Raw genomic sequence first — 26,009 nt, 5'->3', positions numbered from 1 at the left:
AGCAAAATATAAATATGAAATTATGAAGCACCTCAAATTATGGTATGTAGGAGTCGTATGTTTTTTCTTCATAGTGAAAGTGAACGCACAGGAAACAGAACCAGTGTTGGCACGGGCACGTTATCAGTTTATTCATGTGAACGATACTGCTAATAGGGATCATCCGAAAGAAGAAGAGATGGTACTTTATGCCGGCATTAACCGGTCTTTCTTTACGTCAAACGCAGAAGAGGAAATCAACAGACAAATGGAAGAGCAGGTTGCCAACCCCTCTTTTGACGGTAATATCAACTTGGTGAGCAAAGGGAGTTCTACCAATGAGTCGTTCTATTTTGTGTCCAATACACAGACACTGAAAAGAATATATCGGCTGATGCAAAACCAGTATATTTTAGATGAACCTTATCCCCAATTAGATTGGAAAATTAGTGACGATACCCTAACAATTGGAGGATATAATTGTCAGAAAGCTACCGTATCATTTAAAGGTAGAACCTATACCGCTTGGTTTTCGCCGGAATTGCCTTTTTCTTTTGGTCCTTGGAAGTTGCATGGTTTACCTGGATTAATTCTTGATGTGGCTGATAGCAAAAAGGAAGTGGTATTCCATTTTGTTGGGTTTGAGAAATTGGACCATGTAAATTTACAGATAGGAACAACAACCGATTATATTGAAACAAATCAAGAGGCGTTAGATCGTTTGTTAAAAGCATTTAAAGAAAACAGGCAGACGTTTATGGATGTGCAGGGACAAGGAGGGCGCTCCAATGCAGCGAATGTAATCAGCGGATTACCTAAAAAAGAGGATGCATTTAGTTCAATAGATCCCGGTAAAATTAAATCCATCAATGTGAACAAAAATGCCGGAGGAGTTTCTAACACTGACAATAATCCGATCGAATTAACAAAATAAATGAGTGACTCGGGCTGTCCAGTTCTTTTTCATGGTTTCGAAGATATATCCATGGGAAGTAAGCTTAACTACCTTTCTTTTATTGATTTTTCCTTTTTTGTTATCTGCCCAGAAACAAGCGGTTCAGGGCCGGTTGCAAACAAAAGATGGGAAGGATGTCGCTTACGCCAATGTTGTTATTAAAAACAGGGATAACCGTGTTGTCAGTTTTAAAACAAGTGATGCTCAAGGGAATTTCATGATTGCCTTGCCTGATACCGCGAACAACAATCATTTGGTCTTAGAAATACGCCATCTTGGTTATAAGCAGGTTCGTTTATCGTTAAATGGGCAAGATTTTTATAAGATTATATTAGAAGAGCAAACAATCGATCTTTCTCAGGTAGAAGTAAAAAGCAAACCCTCGATTCGGCGTCGAGGCGATACCCTGAGCTATCAGGTGAGCAATTTTGCGAAAGGCGAGGATCGCTCTATCGGAGAAGTCTTAAAGCGCCTACCTGGTATAGAAGTCGCGGACAACGGCGAAATCAAGTACAACGGAAAAAGTATTTCCAGTCTGTACATCGACGGAGATGACCTTCTTGCCGACCGTTACGTTATCGGATCAAAAACGATCCCCCATGGTATGGTGAAGAATGTTGAAGTTATGCAGAATCATCAACCCATTAAAATACTCCAGAATAAAGTATCGAGTGATCAGGTAGCACTGAATTTGGTAATTAAAGAGGACGTTAAGCTCAAAATGACGGGACAGGCCAAGCTTGGTCTTGGTTTACCGCCCCAATACGATAGTGAAATAAACGGCATCTTATTTAATAAGAAATATAAGATGCTTAATGTGATGAAAGGAAATAATATCGGAGAGGATCTATCATTGGATTTTACGGCTTTTAATCGATCTGTTATATTATCCACGATAGGAAATGAGCGTCCGGATGCCCTATTATCCACAGGTACAGTCGGAACTCCGAATTTACCAAAGCCGCGTTACTATTTAAATGAGTCAGTGGCCGTTAATGCCAATAACCTGCTGAATCTTAGAAATGGATTACAGCTTAAGTCAACTATTAATATATTGGTGGATCGGAATCAACTGAATTATAATGGTTTGAGCGATACTTATTTAGGTGAAGATACTATTCATTACAGTGAGCGACAAGCTTTGTTTCGACATCCTTTTCTGGCCGACTTTACTTTAAGTGCAGAAGCCAATAAAAAAAGCCATTATTTTAAGAATGAACTACGTTTTTCTTATTCGGGCGATCGCGCCGACGCGAATATGTTCAATAATGGTGCTGCCTTAAACCTACGTTTAACAAGCAAAGTCCGAGATCTTTCGAATCGTTTGGAATATATTCCTGAATTGCATAATAGAAACGTAATTCAGCTTACTTGGTACGTCAATTACTCCAATCTACCCCAACAGTTGTTCTTACAACCGGGTGTAAATGCGCCGATATTAAACGATAGTGTTGCTTATCAGTCGACCACTCAATCTGTACAAACACCAACCTGGTTTAACCGTCTATCATTAAGTTATGGTTTAGTAAAAAATAAAGTCAAGCAGCATTATAGGCTAGGTGTTTTGAATGAGTTACAGCATTTGGAATCGGTATTGCGGCTGAATCAGGATGACGGTCGAACACTCGCTTTTGCCGGGAGTAAAGACAATGACTTGCAATGGAGCCGACATAGGCTCTATGCGGAAGCTAACTACGAATATAAAGCACGAAGATGGGAAACTTCGCTCGCTCTTCCACTTGCCGGTCAACGGATTGGATACAAAGACCCCTACTTTATGCTTGTGCGTAATCAATATCAATTATTGTTTAACCCTGCTTTGCGATTAAAGTGGATGGTCAACCAGGAAGATTACCTTTCTACCAATTACACTTATTCGAATCACATGGGTAACATAGGCGGTATCTACCGTGGAGCGATTCTAACCAATTACCGAACTATACAGGTCAATAATGCCGGTCTGCAGGAGCGGAGTAGCCACAACGTGGGATTGCAATATAATTTCCAAAGGAGTATTGCGATGCTCTTTATGAATGCAGGCTTAAATTGGAACAAATCAATAGCCAATACGATTGCGTCTAATGTGGTAAATCAAAATATATCCCAAACCGTACTACTGCCGCTTGAAAACAATGTAAGTACACTGAATACGCATATAGAAATTAGTAAGTTTATCTTTGCTTTAGGGTCTGCGGCGAAAATTCGGGCTTCTTGGAGCACTACACGCTATAATCAAATAATAAACAATGAGCTATTTCCCTATAATAACCGAACTTTTTCCTTAAGTCCGAATTTTGAAGCTCGTTTATGGAGCTGGGTCTCTTTTAATTATCGGGCGACAAGAACGTGGTTGAGCAGCAAAGTAATAACGAATGGAATCACGTCTGTTTTGCCCGAACAATATATGCAATACGATGATCAGCACGTGCAATTCGTGTTCTATATTGGTAAAAATCTGTTTGTTAATATAGCAGGCCGTTATCAATCCATCAAGCAAAATAATAGGCTAACCTATTTTTTCATGGATGCCAATTTTCGTTTAAAGCTTGTTAAACTGAAGTCGGATCTTGAATTAAATCTGACAAATCTGGCTAATGTGAGGGGTTATGAAAGCTATCATATAAATGCCAATAATATCTGGTACAGTCTTTACGACTTAAGGGGGAGAATGGCAGTTTTCAAATATTCGTTTAATTTCTAGTAGTGTCCGACATCTGTCGATATTATAACCTGATTTCCAAGAAATAAGGACGGAATTGCTATGGGAGCCCATAACTACTTTTGGTTTCTACCGACCTATTTCTTTACTTTGTTATTCGGCTGTTGGAAACAGTAAACGCGTTTACTGTTAATAAATTAATAAAATCCATGTCATCGTAAATCTAAAGATATGAGCAAATTAAAAAGCGAGTCGGGAACGATTACAAGCGTTATAAATGGCAAGATCGCTACCATAAGCTTTTACCATCCTAATCATAACGCACTCCCCTCTTCCCTTCTTAACCAGTTGGCCCAATCGATTGATAAGTTCGGAAAAAACGAGTCCATTCATGTCATCGTGTTAAAAAGCGAAGGAGAAAAGACATTTTGTGCCGGCGCCAATTTCGATGAGCTATTGACCATTAAAAGCGAAGAAGAAGGAAAGCTTTTCTTTTCCGGTTTTGCCAAGGTAATTAATGCTATCCGTTTAGCTCGACAACCGGTTATTGGTCGGATTCAAGGAAAAGCGATAGGAGGAGCAGTTGGTTTAGCCGCTGCATGCGATTATTGTTTTGCTACGAAAGATGCTTCTGTAAAACTGAGTGAGCTATCGATCGGGATAGGCCCCTTTGTTATAGCGCCTGCAGTACAGCGGAAGGTCGGACTAAGTGCATTTACCGAATTAGCTTTTAATCCATTAAGCTTTAAGAGCGCGTACTGGGCCGCTGAACGAGGATTGTACCAATCCGTATTAGACGATATAGAAGCATTAGATAGCACAGTGGAAAATTTTTGCAAGCAATTAGCTGATTATTCATTCATAGCGCTTTGCGAAATAAAAAAATACCTTTGGAATGAAACCAAACATTGGGATTCATTGTTGCTATCTCAAGCCGAAATAAGCGGCAAACTAATTGTAGACACACAAACAAAAGAAGCCATAAATAAAATTAAGTTTGACAATAAAGCCCGCTAAATGCGTTGTTGTAGGGCTTATTACCAATTGTAAAATCAATATCATATTTCGGTACTTATTTTTAGTGTAATATCGAGGTAACAAATAATTAGTACTTTTGCTCCCGAATAAACGTTCGATTGAATTGGAAAATACGTCAGAGAAGAAGCAGGTTATATTAGATAACATGCTTGAATTGATTGAAGAGCACGGCTTGCTCGGGGTTCCGATGAGTATGTTGTCAAAAAAAGCGGGAGTTGCGGCAGGTACGATTTATCATTACTTTGACTCGAAGGATGCGATTATTCTGGAATTATTTGATTATGTAAGAGATAGCATCTCGCATGAAATTTTTAGGATAAAAGATCGCTCAATGGATAATTACAGTGAACGATTTAAAAGTATATGGATCAATTTGTTTCAATATTTTGTGAAATATCCAAAGGTGCTGTCGTTTATGGAGCAATTTTATTCCAGTCCTTTTCAACGCATTGTGCAGTCGACGGAAAGTCAGTTCTATGAGGATAATTTCTCTAGTTTTTTTACGAGCGGAATGGAAGCCGGCTTCTTAAAAAAATATGGAATTCATATTGTGAGTTCGGTATTTATGGGAGGATTAATAATCGCCGCTAAGAAGCAGAATAACGGTTACCACAATTTTACAGAGAGTGAATTAAAGGCCATGGCTTCCATCATGTGGGACGGTCTTAAAATATAGTTAATTACCTATAGATAGTTTATAAATAACATATGAAGTATACCTATTTAAGTTTATTGGTTTTGTTGCTTACGGGTTTTAGCGCCAAGGCACAAGATACCGCGCAAGTTAATAATAGCATTTCGCAAAATGCCACTTTGCAGGAGTGTATTGATTTTGCTTTGAAGAATCAGGCAAGCGTTCAGCAGGCCTTGATCGACGAAGAAATTGGCAAGAGAGATATAGCATCTGCATTATCCGGCTGGTTTCCACAAATAAGCGCTAACGCTTCTTATAATTATAATGTTAAAATTCCGACAAACGTAATCGGAGATCAGGTAATTCAATTTGGCCAGAAACATACTTCCGCGGTAGTACTTCAGGCAGATCAGAAGATTCTGGATCCATCGTTGTTACAGGCATCCAAAGCTGCTCGGTATGTGAAGTTACAGAATGCACAAAATACCGAAAACAGTCGGATTAACATTACAGTGGCTGTTAGTAAGGCTTTTTATGATGTATTGACCAGTGAAGAACAGATAAAAATTATTGATGAGAATATAGCGAGAACGAAAAAGCAGTTAGCGGATGCGAATGCTCGTTATGAGACCGGGCTTGTTGATAAAACGGACTATAAGAGAGCACAAATTACTTTGAGCAATACCGAAGCAGAAAGAAAGCGTACGGTGGAAATGCTTAAGTATAAATATGCCTATTTAAAAGAGATGATTGGCGTTGACGTTAACCAACCTTTGGATTTATCGTACGATGGAAAGACGATGGAAAACGAAATGTTGGTTGACACCACCCAACTTCTGCAATTTGAAAGACGCATTGAATTTCAACAATTGCTAACTCAGCAGCGTTTGCAACAAATCAATACCCAATATAATAAATGGACTTTTTTGCCTAATTTATCAGCTTTTTACAATTATGCTTGGGACTGGCGCACCAACAACGGGTTATCTAGCCTTTATGATGTTGATTATCCGCGTTCGGTACTTGGTGTAACACTTTCTTTTCCTATTTTTCAAGGGACAAAACGTATACAGGAAATCAGGAAATCAAAGTTACAGGAAAAGCGTATCGATTGGGATATTACTAATTTGAGAAATCAAATCAATACACAGCATCAGCAAGCATTGGCTACTTATAAGGCAAATTTAAATGACTGGAAGACAGCCAAGGAAAACGTGGAACTTTCAAAGGAAGTTTATAATACCATCAAACTGCAATATGATGAGGGAATTAAAACTTACTTAGATTTAATGACCGCTGAAACAGACCTACGTACAACACAAATAAATTATTTAAATGCCTTATACGCCGTTCTATCGGGTAAATTAGATGTACAACAGGCCCTTGGTAATATCTCTTATAAATAGCAATAAATCGAAATAACATGAATAGAAATTTAATACATTTTTTAGCCGTTTTATCTGGAAGTTTGGTATTATCTTCCTGTGGCAATAAGAATCAGCAAGGCCAACAACGACCTGGTGCCGGTGGACCTGTTCCAGTGGCTATAGCCTCCGTTCCTGAGGAAATTGTGAAAGGAATCAATAATTTCCCGGGAACTGTAGTAGCACTTAACCAAACCGAATTGCGAGCGGAAGTGAATGGTTATATTACAGCGATATTGGTACCGGATGGTGCAACTGTAACGAAGGGACAAAAATTATATGAGATTGATCGTACACGTTATCAAGCGGCCCAGGAACAAGCAAAAGCAAACTTAGCGATTGCAGAAGCTAATTTAAATAAGGTAAATAGAGACGTGGAGCGTTATAAGCGATTGGCTGAACAAGATGCGATTGCCAAGCAGACATTGGATTATGCAATGACCGATTTAAATAATGCACAAGCACAGGTTATGTCTGCTAGAGCAGCATTAACTTCAGCAAGCACAGATTTAGAGCGTTCCGTTATTCGGGCCCCTTTCAATGGAACGATTGGTATTTCTCAGGTACGTACTGGAGCCTTGGTATCCGCAGGTACAACACTTATTAACACCATTTCGTCCACCAACCCAATTGCTGTAGATTTCGCTGTTAATGAAAGGGATATCAAACAGTTTGTGGACTTACAGAGCAATAGCGCTGCATCCCTGAAAGATTCGGTTATTACGCTCCAGTTATCAGGAAATAACACTTATGAAAAACCGGGCAGAGTGACCGCTATTGATCGGGCTGTTGATCCGTCGACAGGAACTATTACAGTAAGGGCAACTTTTGACAATCCAAGTAATGTTTTGAGAGCAGGAATGAATGCTAATGTGTTGGTAGCAGCAAATTCAACTACAAAGATGCCAATTATTCCGTATCAGGCTGTGATTGAGCAACTCGGCGAGTTTAAAGTTTATGTAGTAACGGATAGCAGTACCGTTATACAACAACCTGTGAAATTGGGACAAAAAATCGCTGACAAGGTAGTGATCAATGAGGGGCTGCAGGCGGGTCAGCAAATCGTTGTGGAAGGAACACAAAATCTTCAACCTGGAGCGAAAGTAGTAGATCAAAGCAAAATGGAAGCACAAGCTCCGCAAGGTCAGGGACAAGGTTCAAGTAAGAAATAGTTTATAATAAGCGAAACATGATATCTGAAGTATTTATAAAAAGGCCGGTAACCGCAATTGTCATCTCTGTATTAATAGTTCTTATAGGAGCAATTGCGATTACTACGCTTCCTATTAGCCAGTATCCGGATGTGGCGCCTCCTACCGTTACCGTTACAGGTACTTATACAGGGGCTGATGCGGCCACGGTAGAGCAAACTGTAACGACACCAATTGAGAGTCAAATTAACGGTACGCCGGGCATGACCTATTTGCAATCAAATAGTACGTCAGACGGTCGTTCATCTATCACTGTAACATTTGACGTAGGTACCGATATAGATATAGCGACACTGGATGTCCAAAACCGGGTTGGTATTGCCGAGCCGGCTCTCCCCGAAGCTGTTAGGCGTCTGGGAATTATTACCCGGAAAGCTAATAACGATATATTGATGGTTGCAGGTTTGGTGTCTCCAAAAGGAACACATGATGAAAAATTCCTGTCAAACTACATTCAAATCTATGTAAAAGACGCACTTTTACGTGTAGCTGGTGTTGGTGATGTGCAAGCGTTTGGTCAACCGTTCAGTATGCGCGTTTGGTTGGACGCCGATAAATTGTCGCGATTAAGCTTAACACCCGCAGACGTCAGCGCCGCTATCCAAGAGCAGAATCTACGGATACCGGGTGGTAGTGTCGGAGCGAAACCGCAATCGTCTTCTCAAGCTTTCGAATTTAACGTGATTCTTGACGGCGATTTGATTACACCGGAGCAGTTCGAAAATATCATCGTTAAAACCAATGCGGATGGGTCTTTAGTTTATCTACGAGACGTGGCCCGTATTGAATTGGGCGAGTTTGCTTATAGTACATCCTCGAAGGTGAATGGGCAGGTTGCATCCATGATGATGATTAATCAAATGCCTGGTGGTAATGCAGTAGAAACTGCAGAGGGTATTCAACAGGCATTGGAAACTCTTAAGAAATCATTCCCCGATGACGTGGATTATGTGATTTCTTATGAAACGATCTCAATGGTAAAAGCATCCATTAGCTCCGTGATTCATACACTGGTAGAAGCATTGGTGCTCGTAACCATCGTGGTATTTGTTTTCCTTCAAAGCTGGCGAGCTACTCTGATTCCGGTGTTAGCAATTCCGGTATCTATTGTTGGTACATTTATTTTCTTCATTCTTTTAGGTTTTTCGGTGAACACGTTAACAATGTTGGCGTTTGTATTGGCGATCGGTATTGTGGTGGATGACGCGATTGTGGTGGTGGAGGCTGTGCAACATTATATCGACAATGAACACCTTTCGGCTAAAGAGGCTACCCAGAAAGCGATGAAGGATATTACTGCACCTGTTATTGCGATCGCTTTGATATTGGCAGCGGTGTTTGTGCCGGTGGGCTTTATACCGGGCATGGTGGGTAAATTGTATCAACAGTTTGCGATCACTATTGCCGTTTCGGTTTTATTGTCTGCTTTTATCGCCCTTTCCCTTACACCTGCCTTATGCTCATTAATGTTAAAGCCAATGAAATTGGATAAGGATTCGAAAGGATTGGATCGCATATTCTATTTGTTCAACTCTTGGTTCCATCGTGTTACACAAAAGTACTCAAGGGGCGTGCAATGGTGCATCAAGAAGACGCCGTTAGTGATGATTTTACTTATTTGTATCTTTGTGGGGACCTACGGCTTATTTACAGCCAAGCCGAGCGGTTTTATACCGCAAGAGGATGCCGGTGTTTTCTTTATGGGGATTTCCCTACCCGAAGGCGCTTCTGCAGCTCGAACAAACGAATACTTGGACGAAATTACCAAGTATATACAAAAGGAGGTTCCTGAGGTACAAAATATCACTGCGATCTCCGGTATCAATATCCTGAACCGGGCTTTTAAATCGAGTGCGGCGACTTGTTTTGTACAGTTGAAGCCATGGGAGGAACGCCATCGTTCTGTTACCGAAATAACAGGACAGTTGATGGGAAAATATATGGCCAATACCAAAGGTAGCTTAATAGCCGTTGCTCCCCCTCCTATCCCAGGTTTGGGTACTACGGGCGGTTTTACTATGGAGATTGAAGAACAGCAAGCAGGCGATATCAAAGCCTTTGAGGGTGTTGTCGGTAAATTCTTGATGGCGGCTAACCAACGTCCCGAAATAGCCATGGCCTATTCGCTATTTAATACCAAAACACCCAACTATCGTGTAGAAGTAAATAGAGAGCAAGCAAAGAAGATGGGGGTTCCGATTAATTCAGTTTACGGAACTATATCGGCTTATTTCGGTAGTAGCTATATTAACGACTTTGTATTGTATGGACGTACGTTCCGTGTTGTAACCCAAGCCGATACGAACTTCAGAAAACATATCGAAGATATCAATAATCTGTATGTGAAAAACACGAAAGGGACGTCGGTTCCGCTCGGGACCTTGGTAGATTATAAAGTTGTTGAGAATCCGTCAATTATCAATCACTTTAACATCTTTCGTGCTATAGAGGTCAGTGGTAATGCAGCACCTGGCTACAGTAGTGGTGACGCTTTGAATGCATTAAAAGAAGTTGCTGCTCAAACGCTCCCTACGGGTTACACCTACAGCTTTGCAGGTTTAAGTTTGCAGGAACTTGAGTCGGGAAATAAGACAGTCATGATATTTGCGCTTTGTATTATTTTCGTTTTCCTGTTACTGGCGGCACTTTATGAAAGCTGGTCGGTTCCGTTTTCTATCTTGATGTCGGTGCCTGTTGGAGTGTTCGGAGCGATTCTTGCGCTTACCTTCCTCCCCAAGCTGGATAATAATATCTATGCTCAAATTGGTTTGGTCACCTTGATTGGTTTAGCGGCGAAGAACGCTATCTTAATTGTGGAATTTGCCAAAGAAAGGGTCGATATGGGAATGGAACTAATTGCCGCAACCATTGATGCTGTCAAGTTAAGGTTACGCCCGATTGTGATGACGTCTATGGCTTTTATATTAGGTATTATACCATTGATGTTATCGAGCGGCGCAGGTGCCGTATCACGCCAAACTATCGGTTGGACCGTATTTGGCGGAATGTTGGCAGCCACGCTATTAGCCATCTTCTTTGTGCCGGTATTGTTTGTTTTGATTACGCGTTTGGCTTACGGAAAAAAGAAGTTGGCCGAATTACAAGCTAACTATAACCCAGACGATCACAAAGACATGCTTCACTCCGAAGATTAAAAATCGGTCTCCTAAAGAAAAGGGCCTCATTTTTACATGAGGCCCTTTTCTTTTTTAATAGTTGCATCTACTTTACGCGCGTCCATGTTTCTGTTCGACCTAATAGGCTTAAACCAACAAAACCGCGAATATCGAGCTTGTCACCTTTTAAGGTCATTTTACAACTATATGTTTTGCCCGATTTTGGATCATATATCGTCCCCCCATCGTATAAACCGTTCTCTTTAGCGGTAAAGCCTTCCAATATTTGGCTTCCTTGTATGGTTCTCGATCTTTTTGTCTCGTCCGGATTCTTTTTATCTTTTTTAGGCTGGCCGTTTTCATCATTGGGTTGCTTTAGCCAATATAGGGTTCCGTAGTATTTTTCTCCCTTTTTTGTTATCTCGATCCTTCCTTCACCGCTTGGGTTTTGCCACTTTCCTAATATTCCATTGTGATTTTGGGCAAAGACACTACTTACCAGTAGCATGAATACCGCAAATAATGTTAGATTTTTCATGATTTAGCATTTTAGTCTAGGATAAATATAGTAATATTCTACATAAATTATGCATGCATAGTAATCATCTCTTTACGGATTAACTGTATAGTCTCCTATTTGTTTTCCATCCTTAAAAAAATAATACTTTGTGAAAGAGTTTCTTACGAAATTTAGTGAATTTGATGATAAGAAAAATTTTTTGAACCAAATACAAGTACTATATTTGCAGCCACGCCCAGGTGGCGAAATTGGTAAACGTTGCGGTCTCAGAAGCCGTTGAGCTCGGCTCTTGAGGGTTCGAGTCCCTCCCTGGGCACAAATGATCGTAGTTTGATTATGCGGAAGTGGCGAAATTGGTAGACGCACCATCTTGAGGGGGTGGCGCCCTAAGGGCGTGGCAGTTCGAATCTGCTCTTCCGCACAGCTCTTATAGTACGCTTGCTTTCGCAAGGGCTTTACATTAAGAAGGCGCGCCGAGTTAACTTGAGCGTGCCTTTTTAACGTAAAGACTTAGGCACCGCGTGCTATGCTACATGGGGCTGGTTGAGAAGTTAGCTTTTTTTGTTATACTCCTTAAAAACACGTTCGTATACTTCCAAAAACCAAAAAGTGAAAGCGTCCGGGCTTGACTTAATCATTTGTTCAAGATTTTGATAAGCGATCCATTGGTAATCCATAACTTCTTCCCTATTTGGTATAATTTCTCCACTAAACTCACCTACATAAACATGATCGAATTCGTGTTCAACTAAGCCATTGTGAAAAGACGTTTTATATAAAAAGGAAAAGAGGGGTCTCAGTGTCGTTTGAAATCCCATCTCCTCTTGTAATCTGTTTTGAGCGGCGATAAGTGTATCTTCATTTGGTAAAGGATGGCTACAGCAAGTATTTGTCCATAAGCCCCCGCTATGATATTTATTCAAAGCCCTTCTTTGTAAAAGCAGTTCGCCTGCGGTATTAAAAACAAAAATGCTAAAGGCTCGATGTAATAAACCCTTTTGATGCGCTTCCAGCTTTTCCATTTTACCGACTGCTTCATCCTGCTCATTAACTAATATAACTTCTTTCATTGGCCCTGTATCTAAGTTTAACGCATTAAAAATTAACAAAAAAAGGTTTCAAAAGTTCTTTATAAGCGTTGGAGTATATACCCCTTTCTTTATATATTGTAAAGATCGTATCTTCATTGGGTTGCATTCGCTCCCCCTTTCTTAGACATATAATTTGTCTGAAGGCGTCTTCGCTTTCAAATGACTTTATATGGATTGCTTTAGCAGGATGAAAATCTGTTAACTTATCCGCATATTCCCGGACACTAGTGCTGATGACTGGTGGGAGGACAAGTTGTAACTGTCCGCCATCATTGAGCCAACTCCAAGCTTTTTGTATCAATTCGCGATAAAAGGATGCATCTGTGTGTCTAGCAATGGACTTTCGCTTATCAGGATTTTGAAGTGCGTTCAAAAAAAAGGGTGGATTACTAACAATCAAGTCGTATAACGCTGGTGGGGCAAACTCTTGAAAAAGCGTACAATGCGCTCGAATTCGATTGAAAAAAATAGAATTCTTAAAGTTTTTATCCGATAACTGTGCTGCTAATTCATCTTTTTCAACGGCGTCAATTATAGCATGTGGAAACCGCTGTGCCATCATCATTGCTATCACTCCCGTACCTGATCCGATATCCAATATCCGGTTGGGTGACGGATGGTCAGCCAAGGCTCCTAACAATACGCCATCCGTATTTATTTTCATGGTAGCATTGGTTTGTTCTACATGAAATTGCTTGAATCTAAATAGGACGGGTGATTTGGTATCCATAAGGCATTATTATTTACTCCAGTAAAAAGTATTCTCCAACGGTACGACATAAAAAAGAGCAACCTGTTGAGGGTTGCTCTCTATTTTCGCGCTTACTAATTCTAGGTTGCCCAGGCCTTATCTCCCTTTTTATAAGGTAAATTACCATCGTAACGACCTGGTATTTTAACATATCTTAGGGCTTTGGTAGCTCCTAATTCAGAGGTAAAGAAACCCAGTAAGGTAAGTTGCTTAATCATGCTAAAGTAGTGGTTAGCATCCCCCTCTTTTTTGTTCTTCCCGTATTCTTTTGCTTCCTTATCAATTTCGGTCAGCAAGCTGGTGCGTTCTTCTTTAGATAATTCCTGGAATTTCTTACTGTATTTAGCTTTTGAAGCATCTTCCAGTTTTCCCAATCCTTCTAGAAATACTTTTTGATCTTCTTTGGTGTAGCAGTCGCGCACCATTACTGGTATAAATGCACCCACGCCCGCCTCTTTTGCACCCGGGCTGGATGTTTTAGGTAAAATGGTTTCGGCAATATCACCTAAATAGTCTATTTGATCCTCTTTGAATAAGCTTTCTACATCTTTCGATGCAGGGCGAGTACAGCCCTCAAGAAAGAGATTAGCACCGATTACAGTGCCTCCCATTATCCAAGCTACTCGGGTCAAGGCTTCTCTTCTATTCATATCTTTAGTTTATTTAACGGTTTTTATATTGTGTATTTTACATCCCAGCCTGAACGGTAGTTTCGTTTAACGAATTGATTCACTTCGTCAAAGTTCGTCACCTTCATCGCATTGTTATCCCAAACCAATTTAATGTTGCGGCCCGGATATTGATTATTGATGCGCAAGTCGGCACCTCTAATTGCTAAATTAGCCATTAGCAAAGCCTCGGTAAGTGGTCCGGCAATTTCAAAGGGTGAGCTCACCGGTTTCTTTCCGTACCCGGCGATACAAGACTCCACCCATTGCGCATAATGTCCTCCCTCTTGACCGACAACGCGATCGTACTTCTTTGGTACATTGACAGTTGCTGTTTTTGACGTTGGAAGAAGACGTGCATTTTTTCCGTAAGTGTCGGCTAGAATTTTTCCTTTGGTACCGATCAATAGAATTCCGTTTCCACCATCGCCATAAATCTCATTAGGTTCCAGCTCCTCGGGTCTTTCCGGTTGAATACCCCCGTCCATCCAATGTAATGTTACGGGCCCGTTGGTTCTAGTGCCTTTCGGGAAGGTAAGCGTAGCATGACTTGAAGGAGGACAACTCTCAGGGAAATACCCTCGTTTAAATTCATCTACATATACGGTACCTACACTTGCCTGAACATCTTGTACATAACTAAGACCCAATACGCTGAATGGTAGCTCTAGTAAGTGACAGCCCATGTCTCCCAATGCACCGGTTCCGTAATCCCACCATCCACGCCAGTTAAATGGAACCAATTTATCCACATAATCCTTTTGAGGTGCGGTGCCTAACCAAAGATCCCAATTTAATTCTTTAGGAATTTCAGCCTTTTGTGTAGGCCACTGAATTCCAGAAGGCCATACCGGTCTGTCTGTCCAGCAGTATACCGTATGCACATCACCGATAATTCCGGCCTCATACCATTCGCGGGCTTGCCTTGGGCCGTCATTTGAGGCTCCTTGATTACCCATTTGAGTTACTACCTTATATTTCTTTGCAGCATCGGTTAATACGCGCGCTTCCCAAACATCATGAGTTAACGGTTTTTGAACATATACGTGTTTTCCCAACTGCATGGCTGCGAGTGCCTGAATAGCATGATTATGATCGGGAGTTGATACAGAAACAGCGTCTATATGCTTATGCTCTTTGTCAAGCATTTCCCTATAATCTTTGTAGTATTTTGCCTTCGGGAATTTTTTTACAGACCCTGCAGCTCTTCTATCATCTACGTCACATAAAAAGGCGATATCCGCTTTTCCGCTCTCAAAAAAAGCATTGATATCACTTGATCCTTTACCACCTACACCAATACCTGCAACCTGTAGTTTATCGCTTGGCGCAATAAAACCGGATCCTCCTAAAACGTGTCTAGGAACAATCATAAATCCAGCCGCTGCTAAAGCACCGGCTTTTATAAAGCTCCTTCTGGATTCATTTGTTTGTGATTTGTTATTTTTATTAGTATCAGACATGATTAAATAAATTGGTTGTTAAATATTTCCCTTTTTCAACTCCTTCACAGCAAAGTCAGCGGCACGTGCAGTTAAAGCCATATACGTAAGCGAAGGATTCACGCAAGCCGCAGAGGTCATACAAGCACCATCTGTTACAAAAACGTTAGGAGCATCCCATACTTGATTATTTCCGTTCAATACGGAAGTTTTAGGATCTCTACCCATGCGTGCTGTTCCCATTTCATGGATTCCCTGACCGAAACCATACTCGCGATCGTAGGTAAAGACATCCTTTACACCAACGGCTTCCAGCATTGCTTTTGCCTCTTCGGCCATGTCCTTACGCATTTTTAGTTCATTCTCTTTAATTTCTACGTCGAACGCCAGTACAGGAAGACCCCACTTATCTTTTTTCTCCTTATCCAACGTGATTTTGTTTTCATGATAAGGTAATATTTCACCGAATCCACCGAAACCAATTGTCCATGATCCAGGTTCACATAATTCATCTTTGAAGTCAGCACCAATATTCATTTCAGCGACATTCCTACTCCACCCTTGTCTACTGGCACCACCTTGATAGCCAAATCCTCGTAAGTAATCTCTCTTATCACCATCGACGTTTTGGAAGCGAGGGATGTATAAACCATTTGCTCTGCGCCCAAAATAATATTTATCTTCGAAGCCTTCGACTCTTCCACTAGCTCCAACACCTAAATGGTGGTCCATCACATTATGTCCCAATTCACCGCTGCTGCTTCCAAGCCCGCCTTCCCAAACATCTGTTGCTGAGTTCATTAATACCCAAGCAGAATTTAGTGCGGACGCATTTACAAAGATGATCTTAGCAAAATATTCGTATGTCTGATTGTTCTGCGCATCCAGCACCTCTACACCTTTGGCCTTTTTAGTATCTTTATCATAGATGATTTTAGTTACAATTGACCAAGGTCTAACCGTTAAATTACCTGTTTTTACAGCGGCTGGTAACGTTGCGGACTGCGTGCTGAAATAAGCGCCAAAATTACATCCTAACCAACATTTATTCTGGTATTGGCAATTTACGCGTCCATTGTGCGGAACCGTGATATTCGCTGTACGACCAATAATAAAATGTCTTTTTCCACCAAAATGCTGTTTAATCCGTGCGGCAACATCCTTTTCTACCACGTTCATTTCCATCGGCGGCATAAAGTCACCATCAGGCAACACGGCCAATCCATCCCGATTTCCACTGATACCCGCAAATTTTTCGGCATAGCTATACCACGGCGCAATATCCTTATATCTTATTGGCCAGTCGACCGCTATTCCATCTTTCAAATTCGCTTCGAAATCAAGATCGCTCCAACGATAGCTTTGGCGGCCCCACATTAATGAGCGTCCACCTACGTGATAACCCCTATACCAGTCGAATCGTTTTATCTCAACGTACGGGCTTTCTTTTTCGTTTACCCAATAATTTAAATTCGTTTCGTTGAGGGGATAATCCCTCTTCAATACCGGATAATCTTCAATCATTTTTTGCGTTCTGCCACCGCGGTGAGGGAAATCCCAAGGGTTCTTATTGGGGCTTTCGTAATCCTTTATGTGTTCGATGTTCCTGCCGCGCTCCAACATAATTGTTTTGAGCCCTTTCTCTGTTAATTCTTTGGCTGCCCAGCCTCCGCTGATACCTGATCCGATTACTATCGCATCATATACATTATCTGCCATAATTGATTTAGTTTATTTGTCGTTTTAGTATTCGTTAGTAATGTGCTATTTCTTTGCCTGGTAAGTCCATGTTTATTTTAATAAGTTATTCACTGATTGCATGGATCTCTTTCTTTTCTTTAAAGAAAAGTGCAAATAATACAAATATTATAGCGGCTATCGATGCCGGTACGATCCAGACATGTTGCCATAAATTATCCACCGCTGCTGCTTTATAATGTTCTGTGACAAAGCCTGCCACCCAAAAACCGATAAGCATTCCCACTCCATAGGTTGCTAATGTAACCAGTCCTTGAGCGGATGATTTATACTTTTCGCCTGCGCGAGCATCGGTATAAATTTGACCGGAAACAAAGAAAAAGTCGTAACATATTCCATGAAGTGCAATACCGATAATAAGCATGAACGAAAGTTCATTAGCGTTGCCATATGCAAATAAAGCATACCTTATCGCCCACGCCAGCATTCCGAACAAAATGGTTTTTTTAAATCCAAAACGGCTAAAAAAAACTGGAAGAAGCAGTAGGAAGAATGCTTCCGATATCTGGCCAATAGCCATTTTACCGGTTGGATTTGGTAAACCAATATCTGATAGGAATGGATTCGCATTCTGGTAATAGAAGGCCAGGGGAATACAAATAAGAATAGCCGAAATAAAAAATATCAGAAAGTCTTTTTTGTTGAGGAGTTTTAGTGCGTCTAAACCTAAAATCTCCGAGATACTGCTTTTTTCACCTGCTTCGCGTGCAACCGGAGGAGTTTTAGGAAGGATAAAACTATATAGCCCCAAAACTAAAGACGCTATTCCGGCCATTAAAAAGGTGTTTTTCAAGGCGCCTGCTTTCAAATTATCACCCGAGTCCCAATGGAATACATAGCTGATAACTAGGCCTGCAATGATCCAACCAATTGTACCCCAAACACGAATAGAAGAGAATTCTTTTTCAGGATTTTGCATTTGGCGGAACGAAACGGAGTTTACCAACGCCAAGGTAGGCATATAGCCGATCATATACGCCAGTACGTAGGGATAAAATACACTGACATCAGGGGCACTATACATTTGGTACATCAAAAAGGCACCGATTAAATGAAGTACACCGAGAATCCGTTCAGCATTAAAGTAGCGGTCGGCAATTAAACCAATAATAAAAGGTGCAATGATGGCACCAAAAGATTGTGTGGAAAAGACATTGGCGCTTTCCAGTCCAGATGCATTTAAGTTAATATTTAGAAATGTTCCTAAGGTCACGAACCATGCTCCCCAGATAAAAAATTCCAGAAACATCATGAATGACAATTTTGCACGAGTAATAGTGTTCATAAGGTGGGTTAGTATAAGATTCTGGTTGCGTTAATAAAATATTTAATTCTTATCATTTAAATTGTTGGTTTTAAACAGTCTCTGTTAGCTTTACTGGTTATTTTATTTAACACCTTCCCTACTTTATGGTAGAAATGTTTCAGCTAAAATTTACTAAATGTAGTCGAATTTTTAAAAAAACCAAAATGCTTGTAAAATTTATTTGAACTTTATTGAAACGACAAAAGCGTTGGATTTATTGTTAATAATGAAGGTTTTAGCAGAACTTGTTGATAATCAGCTTGTACAAAATACACTAAGGGGGTGTTTCTACACTGCGGATTTTTTATTAACAATTTGGTTATATAAAGTGGCTGGCAATAAAAAACCTGAGGCAGGTAGACGCCTCAGGTCATTATTTATTGCTAAATCGTTTTTTATTATTGTCTGCTATTGTAATTCGGAGCCTCCTTTGTGATCGTTATATCATGTGGATGACTTTCGCGCATACTGGCAGCACTTATTTTTACAAATTTTGCACCTTGTAGCTGTTCGATGGTTGCAGCGCCGCAGTAGTGCATGCCGGCTCGTAACCCACCGATATATTGATAAACAATCTCTGCAAGGGTGCCTTTATAAGGAACCCGACCGACAATTCCTTCGGGAACCAGTTTAGTGACCACATCTGTTTCGTCTTGAAAATATCTATCCTTTGAGCCTTTTGCCATCGCATCGACTGATCCCATTCCTCTATACGACTTAAATTTTCGGCCTTCATAGATAATGGTTTCTCCCGGAGACTCTTCTACCCCGGCAAATAAGGATCCGGCCATGATGGTGCTTGCTCCTGCAGCAATTGCCTTTACGATGTCGCCCGTTTGCTTGATTCCGCCGTCTGCTATTACCGGGATGTTCCGTCCTCTAAGTGCTTTGGCACATTCAAAAACTGCATATAGTTGAGGTACACCAACGCCCGCAACAATACGCGTGGTACAGATAGACCCCGGGCCAATGCCAACTTTGACGGCATCGGCGCCTGCATCAGCTAAAGCGATCGCTGCTTCAGCCGTGGCTATGTTGCCTGCTATTACTTGTAGATCGGGATATAATTTTTTGACACTTTTTACCATATCTATCACTCCTTTGGAGTGACCATGGGCGGTGTCTACGGTAATCACATCTACACCGGCTTTAACAAGTTCGGCTACGCGTTCCAAATTATCTGCCGCAACACCAACGGCTGCGCCGACAAGTAGGCGGCCATGCTCATCCTTCGCGGCGTTTGGATAATGTTTAAATTTCTGAATATCCTTGAAGGTAATCAGGCCGACAAGCTTCCCTTCGCCATCCACCACCGGTAATTTTTCTATTTTATAGTTTTGGAGTATCTCTTCCGCTTTAACAAGGTTAGTACCTATGGGGGCTACTACTAGATTGTCTTTGGTCATTAACTCGCTAATGGGTCTTTCCATATCTTTTTGGAAACGTAGATCGCGATTTGTAACAATCCCGACCAATTTTTTCTCGCCATCAACGACCGGTATCCCTCCTATTTTATTATCTTTCATGATGGTAAAAGCATCTTTAACAAGCGCTGCTTCATTCAAAGTTACCGGATCTTGGATCATTCCGCTTTCCGATCGCTTTACTTTACGCACCTCATGAGCTTGTGCCTCCTTGGTCATATTCTTATGTAATATACCGATACCGCCTGCTTGGGCAAGAGCGATTGCTAGTTCTGCCTCAGTAACCGTATCCATGGCCGCAGAAATCAAAGGAATATTTAGTCTGATCTTTTTCGTTAGCTGCGTACTTGTATCCACATCACGGGGCAATACTTCGGAGTAAGCAGGAATTAATAATACATCGTCGTAGGTGAGACCTTCAGCTACAAATTTTTCTGGATCTAATTGCATGGCAAATATGTATAGGGGTTACTATTTGCCAGGCAAAAGTACGATTTTTTTTCAAATCTATACGTATAATGTCGGTCTTTTTGTAAATACAAAGTAATTTTGTGCTGAACTGGAAGTTTCGGAGATCCATTACTATTGCGTATTGCTAAAATCCAACGCTATATTTACCGATATATTCCTTACCTTTGCCCCCTTTAAATTTCGCTGTTAACGATGAGCAACTTGCAAATAGAGATAAATAAACGAAGAATCTTTGGGATCATTAGTCACCCGGATGCTGGTAAAACGACGTTGACTGAAAAACTATTGTTGTTTGGAGGAGCTATACAGAAAGCTGGCACGGTCAAAAGAAATAAAGCGGAGAAAACAGCAACCTCTGACTTTATGGAAATTGAAAAACAACGGGGTATCTCGGTTGCCACCTCAGTGATGGGGTTTAATTACAAAGACCGAAAAATAAATATACTGGACACGCCCGGTCATAAAGACTTTGCAGAAGATACCTACCGAACGCTCACTGCGGTTGATTCGGTCATTTTGGTGATTGATTGTGTTAAAGGAGTTGAAGAACAAACACGGAAGCTAATGAGTGTTTGTAGAATGCGGCATATCCCTGTAATGGTTTTTATCAATAAAATGGATCGTGAAGGCAAGGACCCTTTCGACCTATTGGAAGAAATCGAAAAGGAGCTAAACATTTCTACCCGCCCACTTAGTTGGCCCATTGGAATTGGTAGTACCTTTGCGGGTGTTTATCATCTTTACAAAAAACAGCTAAAATTGTTCAGCGCTGAAAATAAAATGAATATCGCTGACGACTTTATCGAAGTTGAAGATCTGTCGAGTATTGAACTTGAGCGACAACTGGGGGATAAAGCCGCGAGAAAATTACGCGATGAGGTTGAGTTAGTAGAAGGCGTGTATGAACCTTTTGATTTGACGCTTTATCGATCAGGTTATTTGGCTCCTGTCTTTTTCGGAAGTGCAATCAATAACTTCGGTATTGAAGAGTTATTGGACACGTTTGTAGAAATAGCACCGGAGCCGCAAGCGCGAGAGACAGATAAAAGGACCGTGCAGCCCAACGAAGAAAAATTTACAGGCTTTGTGTTTAAAATACATGCCAATTTAGACCCAAACCATCGGGATCGTATTGCTTTTTGTCGCGTATGCTCCGGAAAATTCGAACGTAATAAATTTTATCAACATATCCGATCCAATAAAAAATTAAAATTTGCGTCCCCTACAAGCTTTATGGCCGATGCCAAGAGTTTGGTTGAAGAAGCTTGGCCCGGTGACGTAATCGGATTATATGATGCTGGTAACTTTAAAATTGGCGATACATTGACTGAGGGCGAAACGTTAAAGTATTTGGGTATTCCAAGCTTTTCTCCGGAAATTTTTAAAGAGCTGGAAAACATGGACCCGATGAAAACGAAGCAATTGGAAAAAGGAATTACGCAGCTTGTGGATGAGGGTGTGGCGCAGCTTTTTACGCAAAATCTGGGAAGCAGAAAGTTTGTTGGTACGGTGGGTGAGCTTCAGTTTGAAGTGATTAAATTTCGCTTACTTCATGAGTATGGTGCGTCATGTAATTTTAGGGCAATCAGTTTCACAAAAGCAAGTTGGATAACATCCAATGATCAAAATCAGATGGAAAAGCTCATGCGGTCTCAGGCCAATCGTATTGCTTTTGATAAGGAAAATAGACCCGTGTACCTTTCAAACTCCAAGTGGGATATTGATTCAACAATGCGTGAGTATCCCGATGTTGTGTTTCATGAAACCAGTGAGTGGTAAGTTAAGCTTGATTCAGCTAATTAACGTAGCGTTGGATAGCTTAAAAACTGCAAGTTGCCGTTGCCCTTTACAGTAAGGGTATCGGTATGGGAATTGCCGTCTTTGCTCTTCAGTTGGAGGGCGATTTTGTTTTCTCCTAATTTTAGTGGAACCCTGGTGTAAAGTATTTGGTTCGGGAGGGATTGCCAATTTCGTGTGTCAGCTTTTTCAGAAAGTAGACTGTATAATTGAACGCCGAAACCTAATCCTTCCAGTAATGCATTGTCTTTTCCGTTTTTTCCGGAACCTTTTGCGCTTTCCTTTAATGCGTACTCGGCACCTTTTTTTATGGCTAAACGGGTAAGTGTTTTTCCCATTTCTTTGCCAAAACGTTGTTTTAATGTTTCTACAGCTAATGCGTTGATATCTTCCGCTTTTTCAAAATAAAAATGGTTACTGTCAACGTTAATCGAAGCGTCCGTAAAATAAGCTGGTTTTGAGACATATTTAGGAAAGGCCACCCGCACACTATGTACATCGTTCAAACTGGTACTGTTATTACGGTACACATCATGATCAATTGGAATAAGAATCGTTCCCGCTGCATTGGTAAATACAAAATCACCATTACTTCCTTTAACCAAAGAAAACACTAAATCCTCTTGTTGCTTAATGGGTGCCAAGCCGTTTTCCCAGAATAAGACGAGTTCTCCTCCCGCACCTGCTTGGTAATGTTTGTAAGGCATATTGAAAATTTTCTCAAAACGTTGAAGCTCCGATTCGAAACCATTAAGGTAGGCCATTCGCATTACATCATATTTTAAACCGGTTGGGATGGGGGTATCGTAATAGATCGTGTCCTTTTGTTTAAGATACACTTCTACCGCATTTCGATAAGCGATAAAGGCATTATTAACATCCCGGTCACGTTCATAAATAAGCCCCTGTAACATAAGGGAGAAAGCGTCCTGAGAATATCTATTGGCCTTATCGTTGTATTTATCTGCTTGCGCCTGCGTTTGTAAACTAATGCGTCTGGCCTCTACAATGGCTTCCTCAGTATTATTCAGGTATATATAATTGAGTGCCTTGTAATAATGAATCATAAACTTTTCAAAGTCTTCGCCCTTATAGTTTTGCGTCATTGGATTTACCAGTGTTCCAACTATCGCATCTCGGGTGTTCCCTAAACCGATTTCCAGCAACCTGTCTGCTTCGTTAAAATAACGGTTACTAGCCTCATAATTGCCATTTAATTGACTAACACGGCCAAGTTCCATTAAGTACAGCAATTTGTTACGGGGTTTCTTTAATAAAGAGTTCCTTTCGAGATCTTTTTCTGCTGCCAGGTAATCACCTTCTGCGATTTTTTTGTAGTATGATGCGACTCGCTCGTTATAACTTGCACAGCCATAAACAAATACCATCAAAAATAAACCCATTAATGATATTGGTATTTGTTTAGAATATTTCTTCATACTGCAACGATGATTCAACTACTAGTTTTTAACGTATTTAGCAATTTTTTTATCTCCAATCCAGACAACTTCATTTGTTTGGATGTCGGTCAATTCCAAATCTACCTGATAATAAACAACTTTTTGCCTTTTATGTGAATCGACTATAGAGTTGATCGAGCCTTGAAGTATATAGTCAGCACCATTTTCCAATCCAAACTTCTTCATGGTAGAAAGCGAAGCGTTTTCCTGCTGATCGGCCTTTTCTGCTCTTAGCTCTTCGCGCTTCTTCCCTCCCTGAACTAAGCGTACCCGTTGTGTTTGTATAAAAGCTCTTTCTACATCTTTTACAAAGGTTTCAGCATCAATATGCTCATGGCTTTTATTTTGCATCATACCTACAATTACTACTGGTTTTTTCCCGGCATGCTTTTCTAGATGATCAGCTAACCAATCCGCTCCAAGAATCGTTTTTGTCATTTCGTCAGCTACCATCCTCGAATCCGTATTATTCCAATTTCCGCTGATATCTATGGTTTCTTCGGGACTTACACGAGTGACTTGGCGTGCACAGGAAAATATAGTGAAAGAAGCAGCCGTTATAGCGGCGGAAAATAAAAAGTGCTTAAGTTTCATTTTAATTTTTTATTTTTTAAGTTAAAAGTGTTAATACCAAAAGCCTCTGGTGTTGAATCCTAAACCCACATATGGCGACCAACCCCAATTGTTATAGCCGTAATAACCAAATCCAATGGAAGGATAATACCAATCATTATAGTAGGGATTGGCCATTCGCTCTAAATGCCTTCTTTCTCGTCGTAAGGCTCTTCGCTCTTCTCTTGCCTGGTACCAATCATACGCCTTGTAAGTTTGTTGAATGGTCGCTCCCTGGTAACGAAGTAACGAATCACTTAGCCTCGCATAGCGTTGAAGACTTCTATTGAAGTTTGGGTTTTGATCTGCCGATTCTATTTCCTGAGCGTTTGCTACTGCAAATGACAAGAATGTCATGCAAAGTAGCTGAAATATACCCTTCTTGTTCATAACAAAGAAAATTTAATGTAAGCAAAGCTATTAAATTAAGATAGATGTTTATTAATAAACTTTTACTTACGAGCAATAATTTTGTGTTTCTGCTAATTTTGACAATATTTAAACACAAAGGATTAATCCACCTCTGATTTTTCACCCCAAAGTACTTGCTATCGCAGTGATACGATCGATTAATTCCCCAAAAAAGCCATATGGGCGGGGATATCACCTGTTTCAAAAGACCTTAATAATCTACCTGTTGCGTTGAACTCATACAATGTTCCTGGACTAACATAGTTTTTTGCATCCGTTAGATAAACGTTTTTAGTATTAGCATCAACGGCGATGCCATACGGGATGGTGATGCGGCCGGCTATGTCAGTATCTATATAAGGAAAACCGTTATTCAAGTCGTTAATCAAAAATGAATTAAAAAGAATCGTGTTCTTTTGTGCGTCGCTATCCCATTCGGTAGCATAGGTATATATTTTTTCGTCGTCAATCCAAAAATTACTTACGGGTTTATCCAATTGTTCTATTATACGATCCGTGTAGGGATCGATGAAAAAAAGATTAGAATGCTTGCCTTTATAATCTCCCCTGGACGTTACGTAGATTTTGCCGTGTTGATCTACTTTTACTTGTTGTAGGTTTATGGCAACATCAATTCTCTTTAGCTCTTTGAAGGTTGGCAGATCAATAACGGACAACGTTCGCTCATAGGTATTCGGATTGTATCCGCCTGAATTGGCGACATAAAGCTTGTTGTTAGAAACAGCAAGCCCTTCCGGTTGCCGACCTACTGAAACTTCTCTCAAAATGTTTAGCGACATGGTATCGATTTCAACTACCGTTCCGTTCGGAGAATTAGGGCTTAAGGATATGGATGCGTTATAAGAGCTGACATAGACTTTCCCCTGTGCGGCTGTTATATAGCGGCAGTTAATAAGATCAATCGACTTAATACGTTTGGCAGTAAACGCATCTAGCACTTCTATTTTATTGGATGCGTTTACAGCTATGTATAGTTTGCCTCCGTACAGTTGTATATCATTACCGACATCGCCCAAACCCAAGACAACGGATGGATTAGCTCGCTGATATACATTTCTCTCATAGGTTCCGGTAGTGAAATCATAAAAGTCGAGAGACGCTTTGTTCATCGACATATTACCCTCGTTCAGTAAATATAGGCCCCTACTAAAACGAAAGGTTTCCTCTGCTGAAGGGATTGTATCCTTTCTGCAAGTACTCAAAAGCCCAAAACCGAGTATCGCAATGAAAATATAAAATATTGTAACTGTATTGCGCATGC

The 26,009-nt window shown here is 40.6% G+C and carries 20 protein-coding genes and 2 tRNA genes; 10 read left to right on the top strand and 12 right to left on the bottom strand.

Going from position 1 to position 26,009, the window contains the following annotated elements:
* The first annotated feature begins 22 nt into the window (after nucleotides 1–22).
* From E0E36_RS11365 to E0E36_RS11335, 7 genes are all read left to right on the top strand, one after another.
* On the top strand, nucleotides 23–913 hold the full coding sequence (locus E0E36_RS11365) for a GLPGLI family protein (protein ID WP_130856020.1): 891 nt from the start codon (nucleotides 23–25) through the stop codon (nucleotides 911–913).
* A 31-nt stretch (nucleotides 914–944) separates the two neighbouring features.
* Nucleotides 945–3,635: a TonB-dependent receptor gene (locus tag E0E36_RS11360; RefSeq protein ID WP_130856019.1), complete on the top strand. Its 2,691-nt coding sequence runs from the start codon at nucleotides 945–947 to the stop codon at nucleotides 3,633–3,635.
* 189 nt (nucleotides 3,636–3,824) lie between these two features.
* On the top strand, nucleotides 3,825–4,610 hold the full coding sequence (locus E0E36_RS11355; RefSeq protein WP_130856018.1) for an enoyl-CoA hydratase/isomerase family protein: 786 nt from the start codon (nucleotides 3,825–3,827) through the stop codon (nucleotides 4,608–4,610).
* A gap of 124 nt (nucleotides 4,611–4,734) precedes the next feature.
* Entirely contained in the window at nucleotides 4,735–5,307 is a 573-nt protein-coding gene (locus tag E0E36_RS11350; RefSeq protein WP_049795052.1) for a TetR/AcrR family transcriptional regulator, read from the top strand.
* 32 nt (nucleotides 5,308–5,339) lie between these two features.
* A complete protein-coding gene (locus tag E0E36_RS11345; RefSeq protein WP_130856017.1) occupies nucleotides 5,340–6,671 on the top strand; it encodes a TolC family protein in 1,332 nt (443 codons plus the stop codon).
* A gap of 17 nt (nucleotides 6,672–6,688) precedes the next feature.
* Complete coding sequence (locus tag E0E36_RS11340) at nucleotides 6,689–7,861, top strand: efflux RND transporter periplasmic adaptor subunit (protein ID WP_130856016.1); 1,173 nt, start codon at nucleotides 6,689–6,691, stop codon at nucleotides 7,859–7,861.
* Between the two features lie 17 nt (nucleotides 7,862–7,878).
* Nucleotides 7,879–11,055, top strand: a complete 3,177-nt coding sequence (locus tag E0E36_RS11335; RefSeq protein ID WP_013666891.1) for an efflux RND transporter permease subunit — start codon at nucleotides 7,879–7,881, stop codon at nucleotides 11,053–11,055.
* Between the two features lie 67 nt (nucleotides 11,056–11,122).
* Here the strand turns inward: E0E36_RS11335 and E0E36_RS11330 are convergent, their stop codons facing one another.
* Complete coding sequence (locus E0E36_RS11330; protein ID WP_130856015.1) at nucleotides 11,123–11,554, bottom strand: DUF2147 domain-containing protein; 432 nt, start codon at nucleotides 11,552–11,554, stop codon at nucleotides 11,123–11,125.
* A gap of 215 nt (nucleotides 11,555–11,769) precedes the next feature.
* Between E0E36_RS11330 and E0E36_RS11325 the strand changes: the two genes are divergently transcribed.
* A tRNA-Leu gene (locus E0E36_RS11325) sits at nucleotides 11,770–11,852 on the top strand.
* Nucleotides 11,853–11,874: 22 nt separating this feature from the next.
* Nucleotides 11,875–11,957 (top strand) — tRNA-Leu (locus tag E0E36_RS11320).
* 130 nt (nucleotides 11,958–12,087) lie between these two features.
* Here the strand turns inward: E0E36_RS11320 and idi are convergent.
* From idi to guaB, 7 genes are all read right to left on the bottom strand, one after another.
* Nucleotides 12,088–12,606, bottom strand: coding sequence for an isopentenyl-diphosphate Delta-isomerase (gene idi, locus E0E36_RS11315; RefSeq protein ID WP_013666893.1), 519 nt, complete (start codon nucleotides 12,604–12,606; stop codon nucleotides 12,088–12,090).
* A 25-nt stretch (nucleotides 12,607–12,631) separates the two neighbouring features.
* Entirely contained in the window at nucleotides 12,632–13,357 is a 726-nt protein-coding gene (locus E0E36_RS11310) for a tRNA1(Val) (adenine(37)-N6)-methyltransferase (protein ID WP_013666894.1), read from the bottom strand.
* Between the two features lie 101 nt (nucleotides 13,358–13,458).
* Complete coding sequence (locus E0E36_RS11305) at nucleotides 13,459–14,028, bottom strand: gluconate 2-dehydrogenase subunit 3 family protein (protein WP_130856014.1); 570 nt, start codon at nucleotides 14,026–14,028, stop codon at nucleotides 13,459–13,461.
* 23 nt (nucleotides 14,029–14,051) lie between these two features.
* Nucleotides 14,052–15,509, bottom strand: a complete 1,458-nt coding sequence (locus tag E0E36_RS11300; RefSeq protein WP_013666896.1) for a Gfo/Idh/MocA family protein — start codon at nucleotides 15,507–15,509, stop codon at nucleotides 14,052–14,054.
* A gap of 18 nt (nucleotides 15,510–15,527) precedes the next feature.
* Complete coding sequence (locus E0E36_RS11295; RefSeq protein ID WP_013666897.1) at nucleotides 15,528–17,207, bottom strand: GMC oxidoreductase; 1,680 nt, start codon at nucleotides 17,205–17,207, stop codon at nucleotides 15,528–15,530.
* An 85-nt stretch (nucleotides 17,208–17,292) separates the two neighbouring features.
* Complete coding sequence (locus E0E36_RS11290; protein WP_013666898.1) at nucleotides 17,293–18,531, bottom strand: nucleoside permease; 1,239 nt, start codon at nucleotides 18,529–18,531, stop codon at nucleotides 17,293–17,295.
* 419 nt (nucleotides 18,532–18,950) lie between these two features.
* A complete protein-coding gene (gene guaB / locus E0E36_RS11285; RefSeq protein WP_013666899.1) occupies nucleotides 18,951–20,426 on the bottom strand; it encodes an IMP dehydrogenase in 1,476 nt (491 codons plus the stop codon).
* A gap of 213 nt (nucleotides 20,427–20,639) precedes the next feature.
* Here guaB and E0E36_RS11280 point away from each other — a divergent pair, with 213 nt between their 5' ends.
* Entirely contained in the window at nucleotides 20,640–22,226 is a 1,587-nt protein-coding gene (locus E0E36_RS11280; RefSeq protein WP_130856013.1) for a peptide chain release factor 3, read from the top strand.
* A 20-nt stretch (nucleotides 22,227–22,246) separates the two neighbouring features.
* Here E0E36_RS11280 and E0E36_RS11275 read toward each other — a convergent pair whose 3' ends face one another.
* The 4 genes from E0E36_RS11275 to E0E36_RS11260 form a co-directional block, all read right to left on the bottom strand.
* Entirely contained in the window at nucleotides 22,247–23,683 is a 1,437-nt protein-coding gene (locus tag E0E36_RS11275; RefSeq protein ID WP_041387532.1) for a COG3014 family protein, read from the bottom strand.
* A 21-nt stretch (nucleotides 23,684–23,704) separates the two neighbouring features.
* Nucleotides 23,705–24,298 carry a penicillin-binding protein activator LpoB gene (locus tag E0E36_RS11270; RefSeq protein ID WP_013666902.1) on the bottom strand — a complete coding sequence of 198 codons (594 nt, stop codon included), beginning with the start codon at nucleotides 24,296–24,298 and terminating at the stop codon, nucleotides 23,705–23,707.
* Between the two features lie 30 nt (nucleotides 24,299–24,328).
* Nucleotides 24,329–24,706, bottom strand: coding sequence for a hypothetical protein (locus E0E36_RS11265; protein ID WP_130856012.1), 378 nt, complete (start codon nucleotides 24,704–24,706; stop codon nucleotides 24,329–24,331).
* A gap of 179 nt (nucleotides 24,707–24,885) precedes the next feature.
* Nucleotides 24,886–26,007: a YncE family protein gene (locus E0E36_RS11260; RefSeq protein ID WP_130856011.1), complete on the bottom strand. Its 1,122-nt coding sequence runs from the start codon at nucleotides 26,005–26,007 to the stop codon at nucleotides 24,886–24,888.
* Nucleotides 26,008–26,009: the final 2 nt, after the last annotated feature.

Source organism: Olivibacter jilunii (assembly GCF_900607235.1).
Lineage (GTDB): Bacteria > Bacteroidota > Bacteroidia > Sphingobacteriales > Sphingobacteriaceae > Olivibacter > Olivibacter oleidegradans.
Note: the sequence above shows the minus strand (reverse complement) of the source record. Positions and strands in the feature narration are given on the sequence as shown.